The organism is Frankia sp. AgB1.9, from assembly GCF_016786355.1.
Lineage (GTDB): Bacteria > Actinomycetota > Actinomycetes > Frankiales > Frankiaceae > Pseudofrankia.
Window position 1 is genome coordinate 1 of record NZ_JADWYX010000169.1, and the last position, 16,440, is coordinate 16,440.

Genomic DNA, 16,440 nt, shown 5'->3' on the forward strand with positions numbered 1-16,440 from the left:
CCCCCCCGGCCCCGGGGCGTGGTGGCGCCGGGGCCGCGCCCCGGACCCCACGTAACTACCGTCAGCGCTTAACAGGCCCGGCGCGGGAATTCCTGCGCCGGGCCTTTGCGTATCGGTGGTCGCGTGCTGCGGCGCCGAGGTTGGTTTCTCAGCTCGCGGTTTGGCGCCGGACTGGGCGGACCAGGGCCTCCTGGACGACTGTGGCTACCAGGATGCCGTCGGTGTCGAAGAACTCGCCGAAGGCCAGGCCGCGGCCGTTCGAGGCGGTCGGGCTGCCCTGGTCGAACAGCAGCCACTCGTCGGCCCGGAACGGGCGGTGGAACCAGACGGCGTGGTCGAGCGATGTCAGGGCCATGCCACCGGCCATGCCGCCGTGCGGTCCCATGATCGAGTGCGACAGTGTCAGGTCGGACATGTACACGAGCGCGCAGGCGTGCGTGTGCTGGTCGTCCGGCAGCTTCTCGGTCACCCGCAGCCAGGCGCGCAGCCGGGCCGGCGCCGTCAACCCGGAGCCGCCGGTGTACCGGTCGTCCGATCCGGTGCCCGCCATCCCGAAGCCGGCCACGACCCGCACCTCGAAGCCCCGCCGGCCCCAGGCCTCCCGTCGATCGTCGTCGCGGGTGTCCCGCGGCGACGGGTCGGTCTCGGTGCCCTCGGCGTCGCGTCGGCGGCCCTCGAAGAACGCGAGGCCGTCCGGCGGTGGCGCGGCCTTCGGCGCCGTGCGCTGGTGGTTGACCGTGCTCTCCTCGTGCCGGTGGAACGACGCCGACAGGACGAAGAGTGCCTCGTCATGCTGGATCGCGGTGATCCGGCGGGTGGTGAAGGACCGGCCGTCGCGAATCCGCTCGACCTGGTAGTCGATCGGGATCGTGGTGTCGCCGCCGCGGACGAAGTAGCTGTGCAGCGAGTGGACCGGGCGGTCCGGCTCGACCGTCGACGTGGCCGCGACGAGCGCGTGCGCGGCGACCTGGCCGCCGAAAGCCCGCAGGGGCGCGCCCTCGTGGCTGACCCCGCGGAAGAGGTCCGGCTCCGGCTGTTCAAGCGTCAACAGGCTCAGGAATGAGCCGACCTCGCCGGTCGCCGCGGTGTCCACCGCTACCTCCGTCATCTGGGAGCGCCAGCGCGGTCGCGCGGAACGCCGTGTACTGGTTGGCGAACCTACCCGTCGCCTCCGGCACCCAAGCTATGATCATGGCCATAGTCGGCCTGGTCCGTGACCTGCGTGACGCCGTCAGCGGGCGTCGCGGCACCCGGCGCGGACCCGGCTTCGGCTGTGGCGGGTGGGCGCGGCGCCTGGCTGGCCAGCCGCCTGGCCTCCTGCTCGAACCGCTCGGCCTCGGCGACTCGCTCGGTCCCGGCCGGGTAGCGGCCCAGGCGGGCCTCGACGGCCGCTCGTGCCTGGCGCACAGCGTCGTCCAGGCTACCGTCGCCGCTGGCAAGACCGGCGGCCAGCAGCGCCCGGGCGAGCAGGAGCTCCGGCCAGCCTGGGTCGAGGTTCGCCCCGGTCCTGCGGTTGGTCGCCAGGACGTAGCGGATCTCGGCCACGGCGGCGGCGGGCTCCTCGGCGAGCAGCAGCGCGTGCGCCCGCACCAGCTGGGCCCGCAGCGTCGCCCCCGAGGAAGGCCCGAACCGATCCTGTCGGGCCGCGACCACCGCCTCCGCGAGGGACCGGCCCTCGGCGACCAGGTCCGCGCCCGGTCTGGCCAGGTCGTCCCGGGTGACCCCTGGGTACCCGCCGGGCCCCTCGCCACCCGATCCACCGCCCGCGCCGTCGGCGGCCCCGGCCTGACCCGCGCCGGCCGGCCTGAGGACGCTGTCCGGACCGAGGCGGATCGCCTCGGGATCCACCGGCCCGGAGCCGGCGGCCTGGCGTGGGACGGCCCGTTCGGCCGCCTTGAGGAGGCACTGGGCCAGGATGATCTGCGGGATCCAGGTGAACGAGTGCTCCGGGCCCCAGACGGCCAGCCGGACCGAGATCTCCTGCCGGGCGATCACGCAGGCGCGGCGCAGGTCGTCGGACGTGCCACGCTCGCGCAGCGCCGTGGCCAGGTTCGCGTGCGCGGTGCTCGTCCGGTGCGCCCGCGCGCCGAGGATGGCCAGCCGCCGGCGCCACTCGACCTCGTAGCTCTGCACGGCCGCGTCCCGGTCCACCGGGTCGCCGGACAGCCGGACGTACCGGGCGTGCAGCGCCTTGATGCTCATCAGCGTCGTGTCGCGGCGGTCGAGTGACGAGTCGGCCCGGACGTGCAGGTCGTCCCAGACCCGGGCCGACTCGGCCACCGAACGGGTCCGGCTGCGCAGCTCCTCGACGGTGTACTCGACCAGCAGGGCGAGCGGGCTGTCCGCCCCGAGCCGATCGGAGACCTCCTCCAGCAGTCCGACGAGCGGCCGTGGGTCGGCGGCCTGGTCGGCGTAGGTGAGCATCGTCTGAACCCGGCCGCGCAGGCGGCGGGTCGACTCGCCGCTATCCTCGGTGCCCGCGGCGGCGGGCCGGCTCATCGGCCCTCCGCCAGCAGCGTGAGGACGGCGCGCAGCCGGGGAGTGAGCTCGTCGGCGATCCGGACACGCTCGTCCGCGGCCAGCCGGGGCAGCTGGTGTTCCAGCTGGGTCATCACGTCGGCGACCTCCGCGGTGATCTTCTCGGTCCCGGGCCCGGCGGCGGAGACCAGGCTCGTGAGGCTCGGATGCACCGCGGCGAGCACGAAGGCCGGGCCGATCCCGCTTGCCTCGACCGCCGTGCGCACCACCGTCGTGAGCAGGGCGGTGACCGCGGCCAGGCCAGGGTCGACGGGCGGGGCCGGCTTGCGGGCCGCTGACGACGCCTCGCGGGCGCCAGCCCCGTTGGCGCCAGGCGCAGCCGGGTTGGCGGGCTTGCCGTCCCCGGGCCGGTCAGCAGTGGGCCGGTCAGCAGTGGCCCCGCCGGGCCGGCCGCCGTCGGCGAGCCTGAGCAGGTCCTCGACGGCGGCGACCGGCGGGGCGAAGGAGGCGGCGGTCGCCAGGGACCGGGAGCACATCGCCCAGTCGGCGACGACCCGGATGAGGCTCGCCGCGGCGAGCCACCGGTCGATGACGGTCAGGTCGTCGAGCGCGCCGAGCCAGCCCTCCCGGTGCGGCCAGTAGCTCCACACCTTCGTCTCGGTGACCAGCAGGTCGAGGACCCGTTCGCCCCGCTGCTTCTCGTAGAGGCGGCGCGGCGACGCCGCGACCAGCGCGCCCGCCAGCGAGCCTGGGCTGCGCGGGCTTACCAGGTAGTAGAGCGTGGACGGCCGGCGCTGGCCGGCCGCCGCGGCCAGCTCGTCCCGCGCGAGGCCGTCCGTCGCTCCGCCGGTGGCCTGGAGCTGGTCGACCAGGGTCTCGTAGTACCTCGTCCTGGTCTGCCAGTTCAGGCGCTGCACCAGCCCGCCCGACTCACGCCGGGCGGGGTCGGGCCGGAAACGCGCGGACCGGTACCACCCGGCGACCGCCGTCTCTTCCAGTTCCCCCGTCAATCGCACGATGGATCCCCCGTGTCCCACCATGGCAGCCTTGCCGTGACGCCGGTTCGCGGCCGCGATGGTTGATCATCCCATCCCGGCTGCCAGCCGAACCAGCGCGGCTGCGGGCGAACGTCAGCATAATGAAAATTGCAGACCATAGGTGGCGACCTCGGGTAACTGACTGGGCGCGGGACGCCAATGGCCGGTCGCGCCGGACGACCCTGTCGGGCCGACCTTCTCAAGGCCGGTTTCATGGTGTTCCGGGCCGCCGTCGCCGCCTACTTCGCTACTGTTGTCCGACACGCCCGGTCACACTCAGATACCCCGCCCTCACGGTGCCGGGCCGACAGCCCCGTCCGAGATGAAGAATGAACGCTTCTGACGCCGCGGCGCTTCATGACGAGCTGCGATCGCTCGCGCGCAGCCGCGGGCTTCGCGCCGCGAACCTGGGCGCCCGGGTCGGTCCGTCGCTGCGCCGGCACGCCGAGCTGGGTGACTCCGCCGGCATCGAGCTGCGGACCCGCCTCGTCGCCTGGCTGCGTGACCGGATCGCCGCGCTGCCCGCGGATCTGCGCGCCGTCGTCGCCGTCGCGCTCGCGCTCGACCCGCGCGCCGACCAGCGGCTGCTGACCGACCGGCTTGGCTGGCTGGCGGTCGAGCTCGACCGCGACCCGCGCACGGTCCGCCGTCGCTGCGAGGAGGCATTCCGGCTGCTCGCCGAGACGGCCGCCGCGGTGGATCCCGACGTCCCGGCCGGGCAGTCCGGCCCCGCGCGCGGCGCGACAGCCCCGCCCGCGCTCGCCGGCCCGCCGTCCGGCGCCTGGTACGTGGAACGCGTCTGGGCGGTGCTGCGGCTCGACGGGCCGACGCCCGAGCTGCTGGAGACACGGCGGGTCGTCGCGCTCGAGGACGGCCTGCGCGAGCTGGCGCTCTCGATGAGCCTGCCGCGCCCGCCTGGCGCTCCCGCCAGCCCACGCGACCTCGATGTCGATGTGCTGTTCGGCGGCCGGATGGTTCGGATCGACCGCCGGGGCGACACGCACTACTCGCCGGTGTTGCGGCTGCCGCGGGCGCTGAGCCGGTACGAGCGGCACGACTTCGGCTGCGTGTGGCGGGTGCCGGCCGGGCAGCCGATGGCGCCGCGGTACGCGCTCAACCCGACGATCCGGTGCGACGCGCTCGACCTGCGGGTGCGGTTCCCCGAGGATGCCGACCCGAAGGTCGAGCTGGTGGACGGCCTGCCGCTGCGGGCCGTCGAGGACCTCGCCGTCGACCTGCCGGCGGTCGCGCTCGACGGCGTCAGCGAGGCGTTCGCGCGGTTCAGCGGGCTGGCCTCCGGCCTGTGTTACGGCCTGCGGTGGTCGTGACCCGCGGTCGGCCGGCGAAGTCGCGGCGCCGGGCCACGGTCCGGGCGGGTGTGGCCTGAGCGCGGCGGAGACGGGCCCCGCGGCGCGCAGGTGAGGGACAGGTCCGGCCCGCGTCCGCACGTGGTCGGTCAGGCCGGACCGATGCGACGGCGCGGTGGAGCGTCGGGCGGGTGGTCCGGCCCGATCTGGGCTTTCTCCTCGTCCTCGCCGGTCGTCCCGTCGGTGCAGCCGCCCGGCTCGCTGGCTGCCGGCCTGGATCTCGGGCCCTGGGCCTCGCTGGCCATTGCGCGTTCCCCCGATCGCGACGTCCCGACCGACGTCCTGGCGGCCGGGTCCACTGTCACGCCACGGTTGTCCGCTGGAGGCAGGACGCGAGCCCCTGCCCGTCGAGCCCAGCGTCGAGCCTGTGGCCGACGCCTCCCCGTACCAGGCGCCGGCCGGCCCGCGCGGTCGCGTAGCTGAGCATGCGTCCTTGGCTCCCCGCCCTGTGAGACATGGCGGCGGACAACTGGACCCGTCCGGTGGCCAGCTGGATGTCCAGCGCGCTCTACCGGACAGAAAGTGGACACGCCGCAGGTCACGCCGGCCCTCGTCGCGCGCACCGGAAAGCCCGGAGCTGTCCTGGCCTCATGGGCAAAGGAGCGGCTGGAGCCCCGACGAGGCCGCTGTTTGTCCGAATCAGGCAGCTCTCATATTTCGACCACATTTGGGGGTTCTGCCGCTGGTCTACTGGCGCTGCCACCTGCGGCGACACCGGCCGCCAGACCGATCGGGGGGACTCGATGGAGCCGAACTAGAGCCAGGCAGATCAGCGGAGCCGGGCCGCCAGCAGGACGGAGTCGCTGTCGCGGCGCGGCGGCCGCGGCTGCTGGGCGGCGTCGGACTGGCCCGAGGATGTCGCCCTGGCGGTCGAGAGCTCGACGAGCAGCGCCTCGCAGGCCGCCGCGAGCGGGCGGACGTCGACACCAGGCTGGGCCCCGGCGCCGTCGGCCGGGGTGCTCGCCGCCGTGCCGAAGGCCTTGGACGCCGCGGTGGCCAGCGCGTCGAGGCGGTGGGCGAGCGGAGCGTCCGGCTGATCGACGAGGCCAGCGGCGTAGAAGAGCACGGTCGCGCCCGACGGCAGCGTCACGGTGCTCTGCGCGTACTCGGTCCCGCCCTCGACCCCGGGCCCGCCGGCCAGGCTCGTGCCGGGGCCGGCGCCCGGGGCCGCGCCCAGCAGCGGGCCGTGGACGTCGCCGAGGAACGAGACGTCGCCCTGCGCGGTGATCAGGACCGGCGGCGGATGGCCGGCGTTGCACCAGGTCAGCCGGCCGGTCGGGATGTCGAGGCGGGCCGTGCAGGTCGACGCCAGCGATCGGTGGCCACCGGCCCGCAGCACCTCGGTGAGCCGGCCGGTGATCTGCGCCGGCGGCAGGTCCAGCAGCGCGTAGGCGCGGGCCGCGTGACACAGCTCCGCCATCTGGGCAGCCATACCCGGGCCGTGGCCGGCGACGTCGCCGACGCCCAGCACCACCGCGTCGGCGTCGAGAGCGATGACGTCGTACCAGTCGCCGCCGACCCGGTCCGGGTCGCTCGCCGCCAGTCGCCGGGCGGCCAGGTCGAGGCTCGGCAGTACCGGCAGCCGCCTGGGGGGCAGCGCCTCCCACAGCGACCGCGCGGCCGCGAGCTCGACCGCGTGCCCGTCCGACTCCCGGGCGGGCCGCGGCGCGGTGCGCGTCGAGGAGGTCGATCCAGCGGCGGGACCCAGGCCCGATTCGCCAGGAGGCGTCGCGGCCGTGGCCGGCGCTGTGAGAGCAGCGGCCCGAGGACCGTTCGCGTCGCGGTCCACGGCGGGATGGCCGGTCAGGCTCGCGGCGGCGACGGTCGCGAACGCTTCGGGCAGGTCGCGCGCGACGGCCGCCGAGACCGCCTCGACCAGCGCCTCCTCCAGGGCACCGGCCAGGCCGCCGGCCATCATCTCCGTGAAGGACTCGTTGATCGACTCGGCCAGCGAGTCCGTCAGCGACTCGGCCACCGCCTCGCCCAGTGCCGCCGCGATGATCGCGTCCACCACACTGTTCGTCGCCCCGGCCGGGGCACCGGCCGTGGCCTCGTTCGAAGGCTCACGGGACTTCTTGTCGCCCTTGCCCGCGCCCGCCTTCTTGAGCTCGGCCTTGGCGGTCTTAGGGCCAGCGCCCTTCCCGCCACGCGCCTTCTTGGCCTTGTCGGACCGTGCGTCGGGCTTCGTCGTCAGTCCAGGCGACGTCGCGGTCGCTAGATCCGCGTCGTCGCTCCGGTCCCGGCGGACCTTCGTCGCTGCTCGTCCCACTGCACACCCCGGTTGAGTCGGTTACACCGACTGGCGGGGTACCCGGCCCGACCGCGGGAAACCGCCCCCGACCAGCGCCGCCCGGTCGCGGCGCGGCCCGCGGCCGCCCGGTCGGGCCCTTTCGCCGCCCAGGACTGGGCGCCTGGTGCCGCTCGCGGGATGACAGCTTGGCCGACGTCACCGCTCGCTCGCGGTGCCCTGGGTGTGCTTCGGGCCGGTTTGCCGCTCGGTTGCGCGTCGTCGATCGACTGGCCGATACCGCGCGGGCCGACCGGTGCATCCGTTGCGACGCTGGGCAAATGTAGCGTTTCGTAACGTCTGCGCCCGTGGCGGGACGAGGCAGGCCGCTGCCACGGTCCGTGCCGGCCGGACAGCCGTAACCAGGCGAGCGGGACCGAGTCAGTGGGGGCCGGAGAGCGGATGGCGCAACGAGACGGGCGGACGGCGCCGCGCCGGCTGCTGCCACCGCCCGATGTGGAGCCACGCCAGCCTGGCGCCGGGCGGTCCCCGTTCCGGCGGCCGGTACTGATGGTGCTGGCGGTCCTGTCGTTCTCCGTGCTCGTCGTGAGCACGGTCGGCTGGGCTGGCTACCGCCGCTTCGACAGTGCCCTGACCAGGGAGAGCGGCTGGAACCTGGCCGGCGCGAGCGACCCGTCCGGCACGATGAACGTGCTGCTGCTCGGCAGCGACAGCCGGGCCGGAACGGGTGGCGAGTACGGCCAGGTCGACGGCGACCGGTCCGACACGACGATCATCGCCCACTTCGGCGCGGACGGCGCGGTGACGCTGCTGTCGTTCCCGCGCGACACCCTGGTGCCGGTCGTTCCCCGGGTGGCCGGGGTGCCGGCGGACGGGAGGTCGAAGCTCACCGACGTCCTGAACCTGGCGGGTGTGCCCGGACTGATCGCGACCCTCCAAGCGCTGACCGGGCTGAAGATCGACCATACGATCTCCATCGACCTCGCCGGCTTCAAGGCGATGACAGACGCCGTCGGTGGCGTCACCGTCTGCGTGCGGCCGCTGCCCGACGGCGGCACCGGCAACCTCAACGACGCCTGGTCCCAGTGGCACGGCCACCTGGGGGAGAACCAGCTCAACGGCGAACAGGCCCTGGCTTTCGTCCGGACCCGGCACGCGCTCGGCGACGAGCGGTTGCGCATCCTGCGCCAGCAGCAGTTCCTCGCCCGCCTGCTGGCGAAGGCGACGGGTCTCGGCGTGCTGACGAACCCGGTCCGGCTCGCCGCGCTGCTCGGCGCCGTCGGCGGCTCGCTGACCGTCGACAAGGGCCTCGGCGAGCAGCAGCTCGTCGCGCTGGCGAACCGGTTGGCCTCCCTCGGCCCCGGCAGGCTGACGTTCACCACCGTCCCGACGCACGTCCCGACCCGCGCCGAGGGTGCGATCGACGACCGGGGCACGGTCCCGTCGCACCAGCAGGTGCTGTTCCTCGACCAGGACGCGTTCGAACGCCTGGTCGCACCGTTGCGATCCACTGCCGGCCGGCGGTCTGGCGCGCCCGCGCACCCGGCGACGACCGGCGGCGCGACCGGTACGCCGGTGCCGGCCGTCGGCCCGACGCTGGCGCCGAGCGCGGTGACGATCGCCGTGGTGCGCAATGCCGCCGGCCGCAACGGCCTGGCCGCCCAGACCGCGGCCTACCTGCGCGAACGTGGCTTCGCCGGCCCGATGACCATTGCCGACGCGCACGGGACCCAGGCGACGACCGAGATCCACTACGGCTCCGCCGGCCCGGACGTCGGCGCCGGCGCGGCCGCTGCCCGCACCCTGGCCGCCGTCATCCCCGGCGCCCGCCTCGTCCCGGACCCGGCCGCTCGCCACGGGCTGGTCGTCACGCTCGGAGTGTCCTTCACCAGCCTGGCGACCGGGGGCCCCTCTACGCCGCCGCCGGCCGCGACGTCCCCGCCCGCCGTTCCCGCGCCGGCTGACACCTCCTGCACGCCCTAGAAGAACGGGCTGGTGGCCGCAGGGGTCCGGCCACGCTGGGTGGCGCCCGGCGGCATGAACGGCGCGACCTGGGCCCGGGCCGCGGGCGGTCTCGATGTGAGGCGAGGGCCTGATCCGGTCCAGGGCGAATAGAGCGGGTGGCCGAGGCGATACTCGTCGTATGGAGCTGTCATCGGTGTCGGATGTGGACAGGCCCGCGGTTCCTGGCTCGGCGGGCGGTGCCGCCGAGGCGACGGAGGCCGCCGATCAAGAAGAAGCCGGTCCGGCGTGCTCGATCGACGACGCGCGACGGTCGGTTCCGGCGGTCGACCAGGTGGCGACCAGGCCACCGGCCAACGAGCCGCCGCCCGGCCCGGCGACGTCAACTGCCGTCACGGTCCGCGAGGCCGCGTCCCGCGACGGCGCCGCGCCCGCCGACCGGGACGGCGCCGGCGGGCTGGCCGCGCCGGTTCGGCTGGATGACCGGCCGTCGCGAGGGGAGCTGACCGCGCCGGTCGTGCTCGTCGAGTACGGGGACTTCGAATGCCCGTACTGCGCCCAGGCCGCGCCGGTGCTGCATGAACTGGTGGAGACCTGCGGGGGGCTGGTACGGCACGTCTTTCGGCACTTTCCGCTGTTCGAGGTGCATCCGTACGCGTTGACGGCGGCACTGGCGGCCGAGGTGGCCCACGCGCACGATCGGTTCTGGCCGATGCACGACCAGCTTTTCGCCTATCAGTCCCGGCTGAAGGACATCGACCTGCGGATGCGGGCCGAGCGGCTCGGCCTGGACCCGGGTCTCGTCGTCGGTGCCGCGGCCCAGCCGTATGGCACGGCCGTCGAGGCCGACTACGAGCACGGCGTCGGTGTCGGGGTTCGAGGCACCCCGACGATCTTCATCAACGGCCAGGCCTACCGCGGCCGCACCGAGCTGCCCGCGCTGCGCCGGGCCGTGCACCTGGCGGCCACGTCCGCGATCGTGGCCAGCCCGCCGCTGCCCCGGCTCACGGTGCCTGACGGGCCGCCGATCCTCGTCCTCGGGGTGGCCGAAGGCGACGGCCCGAACGGCGCCGCGCGGCTCGAAAGCGTCCCGCTGTCAGACGGTGCTGCCCAGCCGGACGGTGTTGCGCAACCGACCAGGGACGCCCAGCCGGAGAGCGACCAGCGACCAGCCAACGCCTCGGCCGACTCCGCCAGGCAGGACGACTCCGTCAGCCAGGACGACTCCGCTAGCCAGGACGACGACGCCCAACAGGAACCGCGGCGAGACCGCCGCCGGCTGCCGTGGTCGAGGCGCTGAACGGCCTACCGATGCAGCACTGCCCCATCGAGTGGATGCACGGGCATCCCCGGCGCGAGCCACGGCTGGGGCGGCAGCGGTGGGGGGAGGCCGTCGCTCTCGGGGGAGCAGAGCGGCATGCGGTCGCCCAGGAAGCGCAGCAGGAGGCTGCCGAGGATCGCGGCGATCAGCGACCCGAGCAGGATGCCGATTTTCGCCTGGTCGCGCAGCTCCTCGCTGTCGAACGCCAGCTCGGTGATGAACAACGAGATCGTGAAGCCGATCCCGGCCAGCACGGCGGCGCCGAGCAGATGCCCGTAGCGGACCCGGCCGGGTAGCACGCCGAGCCCGCCGCGCACGGCGCAGGTCGCGGCCACGGTGATGCCGACCGCGTTGCCGAGCACCAGCGCGGCCGTGACGCCGTGCGTCACCGGTGACGTCGCCGCGGTCCGCAGCGTGTGCGCGTCGAGGCTCACGCCGGCGTTCGCCAGGCCGAACAGTGGCACGACGACGAACGCGCTGACCGGGTGCAACAGGTGCTGCAGACGCTCGTTCGGGGTGACGGCGGCCCGCGCGGCCGACACCGCGAGCGCCGACCGCGACGCCGTCGAGTCCTCCTGCAGGGCGCGCACGAACACCGGCACGTTCTCGATCTGCTCGCGGCGCGGCGGCGTCGCCGGCACCAGCAGCCCGATGAGCACGCCCGCGAGCGTGGCATGCACGCCGGACGCGTGGACCGCCAGCCAGAGCAGCAACGCGGCGAGCAGGTAGGGCGTGAGCTGCCAGACGCCCATCCAGCGCAGCACGACGATGGCGACGACCGCGACCCCGGCGAGGACGAGGGCGACGACGTCAACGTGCTTCGTATAGAAGACGGCCACGACGGTGATGGCGCCGATGTCGTCGACGATGGCGAGGGTGAGCATGAACAGCCGCAGCCGGTCCGGGCAGCGTGGCCCGAACAGCGCCAGCATGCCGAGGACGAACGCGGTGTCTGTCGACATCGCGATGCCCCAGCCGGACGCCCCGCTGCCGGACCGGTTGATCAGCCAGTAGATCAGCGCCGGGGTCGCGAGGCCGCCGAGGGCGCCGAGCGCCGGCACCGCCACGGCCCTGCGGTCGCGCAGCTCGCCGGTGGTCGCCTCTCGGCTGATCTCCAGCCCGACGACCATGAAGAAGATCGCCATGGCGCCGTCGTTCACCCAGTGGTGCAGGGAGAGGTCCAGCGAGGCACCGCCGACCCGCAGCGCCGCGTGGGTGTTCCACAGGTCGTCGTAGCTGGACGACCAGGGCGAGTTGGCCCAGACCAGGGCGGCGACGGTGGCGCCGAGCAACAGCACCGCGCTGCCTGCCTCGGTCGCGAGGAACTCGCGGACGGCGGGCGCCGGAGCCGGGATGCTGACCCGCAGCGCCGGGCCGGGACGCGGTGGCGCGGTCACGGTTTTGTCACCCTTCCGGAGCTAGGGCTCGTCGATGACGAGCGGTACGAAGCGCCCGGCCAGCACGGCGTAGACGACCGACGAGGGGTCGCGCCGGTCGCCGAAGGCGTCGAAGGAGACCTGGCCGGTCACGCCGGCGAACGAGCCGCGGCCCACCTGCGCGGCGATCGCGGCGCGGGCGCCGTCGTCGACCGCCAGCCGGCCCGGCAGGACCACCGCGGCGGCGCGCAGCAGCGCGCGGGCCGAGTCGTAGGCGTAGGCGGCGAGCGCCGGGATCATCTCGGCCCGCTGCGCGGTCAGCGTCGGCGGCTCGGACGCGGCGGGCGCGCCCCCGTCGGGCCCCGGCTGCCGCGCGGCGGAGCTGGCAGCCGGCGGACCCTCGGGCGCCGACCCGTCCGTGCCCGCCGACGGCGTGGCCGAGGAGTCCGGCTCCTTGTCCGGGGTGGCCGGCTGCTCCGGGCCGCCGAGGACCGGCCCCCACCGATTGAGGAACTCGGCCGCGAACGCGCCGGCGGCCGGAAGCCTGGAGATCGGGACCGCCAGGTCGGTGGCGAGGTCCCCCTCGGCGGTGTCGCCGGCTGAGTCCAGGTAGCGGGCGCTGAGCATCGCGTCGGTACCCAGCAACGGGACCGACACCTCGGCCGCGGCCATCCGCTTGCGCAGCGCGCTCGCGAACAGGTAGCCGGTCGTCGTGTAGATCAGGTCCGGGTTCAGCGTCTGGATGCCATCGGCCACCGACTGGACCTCGACTGCCGGCGCCGCGTCGCCGTCCACCTGGTAGCTGGCCACCACCTCGGCTCCGTCGGCCGTCGCGTCCCGGGTGAACCGCTCGGCGAGCGACTCGCCGTAGGACGGGCCGCCGTCGATGACGAGAATCCTGGACCGGCGCAGCGTGTCGACCGCGTAGTCGGCGCCGGTCTTCGCCTGTAGCGCATCGGTGCCAGACAGCCGGAAGTAGCGGCTGTAGGGGCGTTTGCGGGTGCTCGCCGACGCGTCCTGGGCGGTCAGGTCGGGCGAGCTGTTCGACGGCGAGACGACCGGGACCCCGGCCGCGTCCAGCACCGGCAGTGCCACCCGCGCGACGGTCGAGCTGAGTGGCCCGACGACGCCGATCAGCGACGAGTCGTCGGCGAACGCCTCGGCGGCGGCCGCCCCGCCGTCCGGGCGCGACAGGTCGTCCTTGGCGACCAGCTCGACCTTCCAGCCGGGGATCGCGTCGGTCTTGTTCGCGTCGTCGACGGCGAGCGTCACCGCGTCGCGCACGGCGATGCCGATGTTGCCGAGGTCGCCGGACAGCGGCGCCATCACCCCGAGCCGCAGCACCCGCGGGTCGGACGCGCCGGGCACACCGTCACCGCCGTGGTCCCGGGCGAGCTCGACGAGGCCGATCGTCAGGCCGGTCGGGACCGCTACCAGCAGCGCGGCCAGCGCGGCGAGCAAGGCCTGGCCGCGGCCGGTCCCGCGCCGCCGGCCGACCCAGCCGGCCGTCGCCCGGGCCGCCCGGCGCGTCCAGCCGGCCGCCCGGCGCAGGCCGGCGACGGCGATCTCCCAGCCGGGCACCAACGGTCCGTCGGCACCGCCGGCGACGACCAGCTCGGAGCCGACGCGCTCGCTCTCCGGCCCGCCGGACAGCCAGCGGCCCAGCCGGCGCAGCGGCGAGGACGTGTTCGCTGGCTCCGCGGGGGGTGGCGCGGGCGCGTCGGAGCCTGGACTCTCCTCGTCGGGCGTCATCGGCTCGTCGGGCGTCGGCGGATCGCGGCGGCCGGCGCGGGCAGGGCGGCCGTGGACGGATGGGGGTTGCGCAGCAGGGAGGTCACTGCCCGGGGAGGGCCTCCCCGGACAGGACGGCCTCGGCGACTGCCCGCATCGTCCGGCGCTGGTTCATCGAGGTGCGCTGAATCCAGCGGAAGGCGTCCGGCTCGGTCATCTTGTGCTCGGTCTGCAGCACACCCTTGGCCCGCTCGATGATCTTGCGAGCCTCCAGTCGGCCCTGCAGGTCCTCGACCTCGGCCTCCAGGCTGACGATCTCGGTGAACCGGCTCATCGCCATCTCGATCGTCGGCAGCAGGTCCTTCTTCTGGAACGGCTTGACGACGTAGGCCATCGCGCCGGCCTCCCGCGCCCGCTCGACCAGGTCGCGCTGGCTGAACGCGGTGAGGATGACGACCGGGGCGATCCGCTCCTTGGCGATCTTCGCGCCGGCCTCGATGCCGTCCATCTTCGGCATCTTCACGTCGAGGATGACCAGGTCTGGACGCAGCTTCGTCGCCAGCGTCACGGCCATCTCCCCGTCGCCGGCCTCGCCGACGACCTCGTAGCCCTCTTCCTGCAGCATCTCACGCAGGTCGAGACGGATCAGCGCCTCGTCCTCGGCGATCAGCACCCGGCGCGGCGTCGAGGATGGCTGGCTCATCGAGTCTGATCTCCTGGGGTCGGCGTCGATATTGGTCGGTCGGCGTCGGTAGCCATTCTGCCGTCCGTTGGACGCATCCTTGCTGCGCTCAACGGCCGGATGGCGGCAGCCCACCGCCATGGTTGGCGGTGACGCCCGGCGACCAGGTCGGTCACGCGAGCGGCGGCTGCCAGCGCGGTCGCCTCGACTCCACGCTCCGTCCGCGGCGAGGCGGCTGGCCGCTACCGGCGCACCCGGGGCCGTCGACGACGGCTGGCCTGGAACACCGCACAGGCCCCAAACGGGCGGGGCGAGAGGTCGAATCGCACCCTACCCGGCTAGAGTCGTCACGGGGAGCACCTCCAACGCCTTATCCGCCGCGCAGCCGCGACGGACGTTCACGCCGGAGACTCCCCAGGTCCACGTCGATGCCAGGCCCGGTACTCCAACGGCAGAGAGACGGTGCTCAAACCACCGACAGTGTGGGTTCGAATCCCACCCGGGCTACCAGGCTGACCTCGGTCGGCCCTCAACGTGATCAAGATCTCCGGCTTGTTCGGGGCCTTGAGTCCGTGCAAGTCATGCGTGGTCGCCTTGGTCTGGGCTGTCCCCTGCCCCCACCCATCGCGGGGCGCAATCTCAGGTCCTACGTGGCGGCTGTCGGTTCGGTCGATTCCCGACCATCAGGGACGAGCCGGGTCTGATCCGGCGGACGTCGTGCCCAGACGGGCCACTCCCGAATAGTCGGCCAATAGCCACCTTGAGTAGCCAACCGGCCGCGCCTTCGGCAATGAGACTACAAAAAGTGACGACACTCTCACGCTGTGCTTTAGAGTGGCGCGACAAACGGCTAGTTTCGCGGCCGTCCGGCGATCGTCGGACCCGTGTGGTGAGCCCGGACAGGCCGGGGCGCCACCGGCGGGCATTCGCGGGCGAAAGAGGGACAGTCCATGGACGGTCTGACGCGGCGGCATCGGCTCATCGGAACCGTCGCGGCGGTGGCCGCTGTGACGGCCGCGGCCGGCTGCGGCGGGGACGGCTCCAACTCATCGAACGGAGGGAAGAAGGAGTACGCGATCGGGTTCCAGGGACCGCTGTCCGGTGAGAACCAGCAACTGGGGATCAACGCGTACAACGGCGTGCTGACCGCGATCGACGAGGCCAACCGGAACACCAAGCTTCCGTTCACGCTGCGGATCGTGGCCTCGGACGACCAGGGCACCCCCGAGCAGGGGCCGACGGCCGCGCAGAAGCTGGTCGACAACAAGGACGTCCTCGCGGTCGTCGGACCGGTGTTCTCCGGCGCGACGAAGTCCAGCGAACCGCTGTTCAGCCAGGCCGGGCTGCTGTCGGTCAGCCCGTCCGCGACGAACCCGCAGCTCACCGACCTCGGCTTCAAGACCTTCTACCGGGTGATCGCACCGGACACCGTCCAGGGCGCCGCCGCCGCGAACTACCTGGCGAAGGCGCTGAAGGCCAAGCGGGTGTTCTCGCTCGACGACCGCAGCGACTACGGCACAGGCCTGTCCACGTCGCTGGAGAAGGGCCTGCGGGCCGACGCGGTGACCGTCACGCACGACGGCATCAACCCGACGAAGGACTACACCTCCGAGGCGACGAAGATCATCGCCGACCACCCGGACGCCGTCTACTACTCGGGCTACTACGCCGAGTTCGCCCTGCTGGTGAAGGCGCTGCGCGGCAAGGGCTACACCGGCAAGATCATGGCCGGTGACGGCGCGAACGACGACCAGTTCATCAAGCAGGCCGGCGCCGACACCGCCGACGGAACCCTGCTGACCTGCGCCTGCGGCGACGCCAACTCCGACCCGAAGGCGGCCAAGTTCGTCTCCGAGTTCAAGGACGTCAACAGCGGCGCGAAGCCCGGCACGTACTCGGGCGAGGCCTACGACGCCACCGAGGCGATCATCTCGGTGCTCACCAACGAGGGCACGAAGGCCACCAGGACCTCGGTGCGTGACGACTTCCGGAGCGTGAACATCCCGGGCGTCACCAAGCAGATCCGCTTCGACGGGCGGGGCGAGGTCCAGGGCTCGACGGTCTACGTCTACGAGGTCCGCAACGGACAGCGGGTCGTTCTCGGCCCGACGGACCAGCTGACGAAGCCGTGATCACTGCCGACGTCACCCAGATCCCCGGCGACGTCGCCGGCCAGCCGGCCGGACCGGCCCCCCGGCGGCGCCCCCCCCCCCGCGGCCCCCGGGCGGCCGCGGGGGG

Annotated in this window: 11 protein-coding genes and 1 tRNA gene; 5 read left to right on the plus strand and 7 right to left on the minus strand. The window is 73.7% G+C overall.

The window, feature by feature from the left end:
* Positions 1–148: 148 nt before the first annotated feature.
* From I6A60_RS37730 to I6A60_RS37740, 3 genes are read right to left on the minus strand one after another with little or no spacing between them, the layout of a single operon-like run.
* Positions 149–1,108, minus strand: coding sequence for an acyl-CoA thioesterase II (locus tag I6A60_RS37730; RefSeq protein WP_238437070.1), 960 nt, complete (start codon positions 1,106–1,108; stop codon positions 149–151).
* A 50-nt stretch (positions 1,109–1,158) separates the two neighbouring features.
* A complete protein-coding gene (locus tag I6A60_RS37735) occupies positions 1,159–2,499 on the minus strand; it encodes a hypothetical protein (protein ID WP_203021099.1) in 1,341 nt (446 codons plus the stop codon).
* Positions 2,496–3,494 carry a hypothetical protein gene (locus I6A60_RS37740; RefSeq protein ID WP_307874073.1) on the minus strand — a complete coding sequence of 333 codons (999 nt, stop codon included), beginning with the start codon at positions 3,492–3,494 and terminating at the stop codon, positions 2,496–2,498. The genes I6A60_RS37735 and I6A60_RS37740 overlap by 4 nt, the downstream gene beginning before the upstream one ends.
* Positions 3,495–3,844: 350 nt before the next feature.
* Between I6A60_RS37740 and I6A60_RS37745 the strand changes: the two genes are divergently transcribed.
* Positions 3,845–4,843: a hypothetical protein gene (locus I6A60_RS37745; RefSeq protein WP_203021095.1), complete on the plus strand. Its 999-nt coding sequence runs from the start codon at positions 3,845–3,847 to the stop codon at positions 4,841–4,843.
* 808 nt (positions 4,844–5,651) lie between these two features.
* Here I6A60_RS37745 and I6A60_RS43055 read toward each other — a convergent pair.
* Positions 5,652–7,151 (minus strand): PP2C family protein-serine/threonine phosphatase, encoded by a 1,500-nt coding sequence (locus tag I6A60_RS43055; RefSeq protein WP_203021093.1) that lies wholly within the window; start codon positions 7,149–7,151, stop codon positions 5,652–5,654.
* A gap of 420 nt (positions 7,152–7,571) precedes the next feature.
* Here I6A60_RS43055 and I6A60_RS37755 point away from each other — a divergent pair, with 420 nt between their 5' ends.
* Together I6A60_RS37755 and I6A60_RS37760 are read left to right on the plus strand one after the other, a co-directional pair.
* Positions 7,572–9,113, plus strand: a complete 1,542-nt coding sequence (locus I6A60_RS37755; protein WP_203021091.1) for an LCP family protein — start codon at positions 7,572–7,574, stop codon at positions 9,111–9,113.
* A 160-nt stretch (positions 9,114–9,273) separates the two neighbouring features.
* The gene (locus I6A60_RS37760) at positions 9,274–10,392 is read left to right on the plus strand and encodes a DsbA family protein (RefSeq protein WP_203021089.1); all 1,119 of its coding nucleotides are present in this window, start codon (positions 9,274–9,276) and stop codon (positions 10,390–10,392) included.
* Between the two features lie 5 nt (positions 10,393–10,397).
* Here the strand turns inward: I6A60_RS37760 and nhaA are convergent, their stop codons facing one another.
* The 3 genes from nhaA to I6A60_RS37775 form a co-directional block, all read right to left on the minus strand.
* On the minus strand, positions 10,398–11,810 hold the full coding sequence (gene nhaA, locus I6A60_RS37765) for a Na+/H+ antiporter NhaA (protein WP_203021087.1): 1,413 nt from the start codon (positions 11,808–11,810) through the stop codon (positions 10,398–10,400).
* Between the two features lie 21 nt (positions 11,811–11,831).
* Entirely contained in the window at positions 11,832–13,541 is a 1,710-nt protein-coding gene (locus I6A60_RS37770) for a branched-chain amino acid ABC transporter substrate-binding protein (RefSeq protein WP_203055832.1), read from the minus strand.
* 82 nt (positions 13,542–13,623) lie between these two features.
* Positions 13,624–14,223, minus strand: a complete 600-nt coding sequence (locus I6A60_RS37775; RefSeq protein WP_013426031.1) for an ANTAR domain-containing response regulator — start codon at positions 14,221–14,223, stop codon at positions 13,624–13,626.
* A gap of 413 nt (positions 14,224–14,636) precedes the next feature.
* Between I6A60_RS37775 and I6A60_RS37780 the strand changes: the two genes are divergently transcribed.
* Both I6A60_RS37780 and I6A60_RS37785 read left to right on the plus strand, forming a co-directional pair.
* Positions 14,637–14,712: transfer RNA gene (locus tag I6A60_RS37780), tRNA-Leu, on the plus strand.
* 440 nt (positions 14,713–15,152) lie between these two features.
* The gene (locus I6A60_RS37785) at positions 15,153–16,334 is read left to right on the plus strand and encodes a branched-chain amino acid ABC transporter substrate-binding protein (protein ID WP_203012064.1); all 1,182 of its coding nucleotides are present in this window, start codon (positions 15,153–15,155) and stop codon (positions 16,332–16,334) included.
* Positions 16,335–16,440 lie beyond the last annotated feature (106 nt).